This window comes from Pseudomonas sp. OA65 (genome assembly GCF_017498305.1).
Taxonomy (GTDB): domain Bacteria; phylum Pseudomonadota; class Gammaproteobacteria; order Pseudomonadales; family Pseudomonadaceae; genus Aquipseudomonas; species Aquipseudomonas zanjanensis.
Window position 1 is genome coordinate 275028 of the sequence record NZ_JAGDEZ010000004.1, and the last position, 6163, is coordinate 281190.

At 64.1% G+C, this 6163-nt stretch carries 6 protein-coding genes; 4 read left to right on the forward strand and 2 right to left on the reverse strand.

The features are described from left to right. Positions 1 to 49 precede the first annotated feature (49 nt). Genes J3361_RS05610 through J3361_RS05620 form a run of 3 tightly spaced genes read left to right on the forward strand, consistent with a single transcriptional unit; the run spans position 50 to position 3739 of the window. Positions 50 to 1858, forward strand: coding sequence for an ATP-binding protein (locus J3361_RS05610; protein ID WP_207963160.1), 1809 nt, complete (start codon positions 50 to 52; stop codon positions 1856 to 1858). Next, positions 1855 to 3246: a sigma-54 dependent transcriptional regulator gene (locus tag J3361_RS05615; protein WP_207963162.1), complete on the forward strand. Its 1392-nt coding sequence runs from the start codon at positions 1855 to 1857 to the stop codon at positions 3244 to 3246. Before J3361_RS05610 ends, J3361_RS05615 begins: the two co-directional genes overlap by 4 nt. Positions 3247 to 3283: 37 nt before the next feature. Next, on the forward strand, positions 3284 to 3739 hold the full coding sequence (locus J3361_RS05620; protein ID WP_207963164.1) for a YiiD C-terminal domain-containing protein: 456 nt from the start codon (positions 3284 to 3286) through the stop codon (positions 3737 to 3739). A gap of 212 nt (positions 3740 to 3951) precedes the next feature. Here the strand turns inward: J3361_RS05620 and cysQ are convergent, their stop codons facing one another. Together cysQ and nudE are read right to left on the reverse strand one after the other, a co-directional pair. Then, the gene (gene cysQ / locus J3361_RS05625; protein WP_207963166.1) at positions 3952 to 4779 is read right to left on the reverse strand and encodes a 3'(2'),5'-bisphosphate nucleotidase CysQ; all 828 of its coding nucleotides are present in this window, start codon (positions 4777 to 4779) and stop codon (positions 3952 to 3954) included. Continuing rightward, complete coding sequence (gene nudE, locus J3361_RS05630; RefSeq protein WP_207963168.1) at positions 4776 to 5342, reverse strand: ADP compounds hydrolase NudE; 567 nt, start codon at positions 5340 to 5342, stop codon at positions 4776 to 4778. Before nudE ends, cysQ begins: the two co-directional genes overlap by 4 nt. An 88-nt stretch (positions 5343 to 5430) precedes the next feature. On the opposite strand from nudE, the gene yrfG reads away from it, so the two are divergent. After that, a complete protein-coding gene (yrfG, locus tag J3361_RS05635) occupies positions 5431 to 6093 on the forward strand; it encodes a GMP/IMP nucleotidase (protein ID WP_207963170.1) in 663 nt (220 codons plus the stop codon). Positions 6094 to 6163 lie beyond the last annotated feature (70 nt).

The window sequence follows — 6163 nt, forward strand, 5'->3', positions numbered from 1 at the left end:
GCGAGGCAACTAGGCATAATACGCCTGTCACCACAGGCGCCCCATGCTCATGAATTCCACCCTTCCCCGCAGACCCCGTTGGCGCAGCCTGGCCTTGCTCGCGCTGTGCCTGGCGCCGTTGCTGTGGCCGTTGGAGCACCTGGCCGAACGTTATTACCGCAGCGAACTGGCCGGCCAGAACCGCCAGACCCTGGACCTTTACGTCGCCAACCTGCTGGGCACCCTGCACCGCTATGAAGTGTTGCCACAGATCCTCGGCGAGCTGCCGGCCTTGCGCGCCGCCTTGTCGACCCCGGACGATGGCGTGACCCAAGGCAACGCCAACCGGCTGCTGAAAAACATCAGCGCCCAGACCGGCGCCGAAGTCATGTACCTGATGGACCCTTCCGGCAAGACCCTGGCCGCGTCGAACTGGGACAAACATGACAGTTTCGTCGGGCGCAATTTCGCCTTCCGGCCGTACTTCATCGAAGCCATGGCCGGACGCCTGGGGCGTTTCTTCGGCTTGGGCACGACGTCGGCCAAGCGCGGTTATTTCTTCGCGGCCGCCGTGCACGACCGCGAAAAAGTCATCGGCGTGCTGGTGGTCAAGGTCGACCTCGACCACACCGAAAGCCTGTGGGGCAAGACTCCGGAACAGTTGCTGGTGACCGACCACAATGGCGTGGTCATTCTCACGTCGCGCCAGGAATGGCGCTTTCGCGCGACCCGGCCGCTCAGCGACGACGAGCGCAAGGCCATCAGCGCGGTACAACCTTATCCAACCCGCGATCCCAAGCCGCTGAACCTGGATGCCAACGCCTGGCTGACCCAGACCCAATCGATCGAAGAAACCGGCTGGAGCGTGAGCATCCTCGCCCCCCGCACGCTGATCGACCGTCCGGTGCGCACCGTGGTTGCCATCGGTGGCGCGGCCTTGCTGGTCTTGATGTTGTTGCTCGGATTGATGATGCAACGCAGGCGCCATTACCTGGATCGGATCGCCTTCGAAGCCAAGGCCCGCCAGGAGCTGGAGGGCCGGGTGGCCGAGCGTACCAGTGACCTGGAAGGGCTGAACCGACGGTTGAAGCAGGAAGTGCTGGAGCGCGAACAGGCCCAGCAGGAGTTGGTCCGCGCCCAGGATGACTTGGTGCAGGCCGGTAAGCTATCGGCCTTGGGCACCATGTCGGCGAGCATTAGCCACGAGCTCAACCAGCCATTGGCGGCGATTCGCAGCTACGCGGAAAACGCCGAGATTTTGCTCGACCACCAACGCACCGACGACGCCCGGGGCAACCTCAAGCTGATCAGCGAACTGACCGGGCGCATGGCGTCGATCATCGCCCACCTGCGCGCCTTCGCCCGCCGCGACCGCCATGCCCCAGAAAGCGTCGCCCTGCAGCCGGCGCTGGACGATGCCTTGGCCCTGCTCGCCAAACGCCGGCGCAGCATGGAAGTGGAACTGATCCGCGACTTGCCGGCTGCCACGCTGTGGGTCGAGGCCGGCGAAACCCGCTTGCGCCAGGTGCTCGGCAACCTGCTGGCCAACGCTCTCGATGCGCTCACCGAGAAAGGCCCGCCGCGCAAACTCTGGCTCAGTGCCCAGGCCACCGAAACCGGCGTCAACCTGTACATCCGCGATAACGGCCCGGGGTTTTGCATGGAGGCCCTGGGCCGCGCCGGCGAACCCTTCTACACCACCAAGACGCGCACCCAGGGCCTTGGCCTGGGGCTGGCGATCTGCGACACCCTGATGCGCGCCTTTGGCGGCGAACTGTCGTTCGCCAACCACAAGGAAGGCGGCGCCCTGATTACCTTGAAGCTGCGCGCCGGCGCGCCCGGGGTGAGCCTGCAACCGTCCGAGGACCGAAGTGTATGACCATCGACAACCGGATTGAGGTGGTGCTGATCGACGACGATCCCCATTTGCGTCAGGCCTTGAGCCAGACCCTCGACCTGGCCGGCCTGAAAATCCTGCCCCTGGCCGAAGCCAAGGGCGTGGCCGCGCAACTGCCCCGTGACTGGCCGGGGGTGGTGGTCAGTGATATTCGCATGCCGGGCATGGACGGCCTCGAATTGCTGAGCGAACTCCACGCCCAGGACTCAGAGCTGCCGGTGCTGCTGATCACCGGCCACGGCGACGTGCCGCTGGCGGTGCAGGCGATGCGCGCCGGCGCCTACGACTTCTTGGAAAAACCGTTCGCCAGCGATCATCTGCTCGACAGCGTACGCCGCGCCCTGGCCTTGCGCCGCCTGGTACTGGACAACCGCAGCCTGCGCCTGGCCCTCAGCGATCGCCACGAACTCAGCGCCCGCCTGGTCGGCCAATCGACACCGATGCTGCGCCTGCGCGAGCAGATCGGCGCGTTGGCCGCCACCCGCGCCGACGTACTGATCCTCGGTGAGACCGGCGCCGGCAAAGAAGTGGTCGCCCGTGCCTTGCACGACCTCTCCGGCCGACGCAACGGCCCCTTCGTGGCGATCAACGCCGGGGCACTGGCCGAGTCGGTGGTGGAAAGCGAGCTGTTCGGCCACGAACCCGGCGCGTTTACCGGCGCGCAGAAACGCCGCATCGGCAAGTTCGAGTTCGCCAATGGCGGCACGCTGTTCCTCGATGAAATCGAAAGCATGAGCCTGGATGTCCAGGTCAAGCTGCTGCGTCTGTTGCAAGAGCGCATGGTGGAGCGGCTGGGGGGCAATCAACAGATCCCGCTGGATATCCGCGTGATCGCCGCGACCAAGGAAGACCTGCGCCAGGCCGCCGACCAGGGGCGTTTTCGCGCCGACCTGTATTACCGCCTCAACGTCGCGCCGCTGCGCATACCGCCGTTGCGCGAACGGGGCGAGGATGCGCTGATGCTGTTCCAGCATTTCGCCAACGAAGCCAGTGCCCGACATGGCCTGCCGCCCCACGAATTGCAGCCGGCGCACCGGGCATTGCTGCTGCGCCACAGCTGGCCGGGCAATGTGCGAGAACTGCAGAACGCCGCCGAGCGCTTTGCCCTGGGCCTGGAACTGGCCCTGGACAACAGCGCGCCCGACGGCAACCCTGGCGCACCGGTGGAACTGGTCAGCGGCGGCTTGAGCGAGCAGGTGGAGAACTTCGAGAAAACCCTCATCGCCGCCGAACTGGCCCGCCCCCACAGCTCGGTGCGCAGCCTGGCCGAGGCCTTGGGCATTCCCCGCAAGACCCTGCACGACAAGTTGCGCAAGCATGGCCTGACCTTCGGCGACAGCGGCCACGGTTCGGCCGATGAGTCCGATTGAGTTATCGTTATTTTTCTTTCAAGCAAAAGGCCCCGCAATGAACCGCGACAGTCGTTACCTGGAATCGATCCTGCACCACGACATCCCCTTGACCCGGGACATGGGCCTCAAGGTGCTCGACTGGCAGGCCCGACAACTGCGCCTGTCCTTGCCGCTGGCGGCCAACGTCAACCACAAGAGCACCATGTTCGGCGGCAGCCTGTATTGCGGCGCCGTACTCGGCGGCTGGGGCTGGCTGCACCTGGCCTTGCGCGAGGAAGGCATTGAAGACGGGCATATCGTGATTCAGGAAGGGCAGATCAGTTATCCGTTGCCGGTGACCCGCGATGCGACTGTCGTCTGCCAAGCGCCTGAGGAAAAGCCCTGGAAACGCTTCCTGTCCACCTACCGGCGTTACGGACGGGCGCGGCTGGCCTTGCAGACCCAGGTAATGAACAGCGGGAGCGAGGACGTGGCTGTACAGTTCGAGGGGCAATACGTGTTGCACCGCTAAAACAGCACATGGCTTGGATTGTAGGGGTGGGTAGCCCCTGTGACCTGGATTGGAGGGTGGGTAGCCCCTGTGGCAAGGGAGCTTGCTCCCGCTCGGTTGCGCAGCAACCGCAAAAGCAGGGGCTGCTTCGCAACCCAGCGGGAGCAAGCTCCCTCGCCACAAAAAGCACTCTTGCCAGACAAAAAGCTTTTGCCACAAGAATCAGATAGGGTTCAGGAACGAGCAAGCTCCAACAGCTTCCCACGCCACGCCGCTTTCGCCGGCAACGCCAGGAACGACGTATTTAACAGCGACTCACGCGGTGGGTAACAGAACGCTTCGCCGCTCAAGTCCAGCACCGCGCCTCCCGCACCTTCCAATACCCCCTGGGCGGCGGCGGTGTCCCACTGGGAGGTCGGCGCCAGCCGTGGATAACAATCCGCCGCGCCTTCGGCCACCAGGCAAAACTTCAACGAGCTGCCAATACTGATCAGTTGCAACTCGCCCAGGCTCGCGCTCAAACCATTGAGTAGGCGCTCCTGCTCCGGACTGGTGTGCCGGCGACTGGCGACCACGGTGAACGCCTCGCCTGGCGCCAAACCGTCACGCACCGCGATAGGCAAAGGTACGCCCCCCTTGTCACCACGCCAGGCACCCAGCCCTGCGCCCCCCACGTAGAAGCGACCATTGGTGGGCATCGACACCACCCCGAACACCACGCGGCCCTGTTCCACCAAAGCGATGTTGACGGTGAACTCTTCGCTGCCGGAAATGAACTCCTTGGTGCCATCCAGCGGGTCCACCAACCACCAGCGTTGCCAACCGACCCGCACACTTTGGGCAATATCGGCGTCTTCTTCGGAAAGGATTGGGATTTCCGGGGCCAGCGCCGCCAACCCGGCCACGATTACATCATGAGCCGCCATATCGGCGGCGGTCACCGGCGACTCGTCGGCCTTATGGTTGACCAACACGTTGGCGCGCCAGAACGGCAGGATCGCCTCGCCGGCCTTGAGCGCCAGCTCGACCACCGGGGCCATCAGCGAATGAGGAAATGTCATGACAGGAACGCTCCACGTTGGGTCAGCAGGTCACGGGCCAGATACAACGCCGCCAAGGCCCGGCCCTCGGTGAATTGCGGATTCTGCGCCAGGGCCGACAGCTCGCGCAGGTTGACCTTGTCCACGCGCATCGGCTCGGGCTCGTCGCCCTCCAGCCGTTCCTCATATAGATCGGTCGCCAGCACCACCTGGATCTTCTGGCTCATGTAGCCAGGGGACAGCGACAACTCGGTCAAGTGCTCTAACTGTCTCGCACCGAAACCGGCCTCTTCCTTGAGCTCCCGCTCGGCCGCCGCCAGCACATCTTCCCCTGGCTCGATCAAGCCCTTGGGCAGGGACATTTCGTAAGCGTCGGTGCCACCGCAATACTCTTCCACCAGCACCGCATGGTCGGCGTCGAGCATCGCCACGATCATCACCGCGCCGTAGCCTGCACCCTTGCTCGCCAGACGCTCATAGGTGCGCTCCACACCGTTGGAAAACCGCAATTTCAGTTCTTCCACACAGAACAGGCGGCTGGTCGCGACGATCCGGCGATCGAGTATGGTGGGTTTCTGGCGCATAAACGGCTCCCTGGGCGATAGCGGGCTACTATACCCGGCCTATTCTGATTGTTTGTGTCGGATATCCGATTACCGCTGGAGAAGTTTTATGGCCTTGCTGCCCTGGCATGAGATCGATACGGTTCTGCTGGACATGGACGGCACCCTGCTGGACCTGCATTACGACAACCATTTCTGGCTCGAACACCTGCCCCAGCGCTACGCCGACCTGCATGGCGTGAGCCGGGCGATGGCCGAGATGGAGCTGCAGCCGCTGTTCGAGCGCAACGCCGGCCAGTTGCAATGGTATTGCCTGGATTTCTGGAGCGCCGAGCTGAAACTGCCGGTGCGCGAACTGAAGTTGGAGACCGCTCACCTGATCGCCTTGCGCCCGGACGCCGATACCTTCCTGGCGGCGATCCAGCAGGCCGGCAAACGCGTGGTGATGATCACCAATGCCCACCGCGATTCGTTGTCCTTGAAGTTGGAGCGCATCGAGCTGGCCCCCTACTTCGACCGTTTGATCAGTTCCCACGACTACGGTTTTCCCAAGGAAAACCCGCAATTCTGGGATGCATTGCAAGCGGACCTGAATTTCGACCCGGCCCGCAGCCTGTTCATCGACGACACCCTGCCGGTGCTGCGCAGCGCCCGGGACTTTGGCGTGGCGCACCTGCTGGCCGTCAGCGAGCCGGATAGCCGCAAGGGGCCGAAGGACACGGGGGAGTTTGACGCGCTGGGGGACTATCGGGACTTGATCGAAGGGCTTTAGGACCAGTGTGGCGAGGGAGCTTGCTCCCGCTCGGCTGCGCAGCAGATGCATTGGGGCCGCTTCGCAGCCC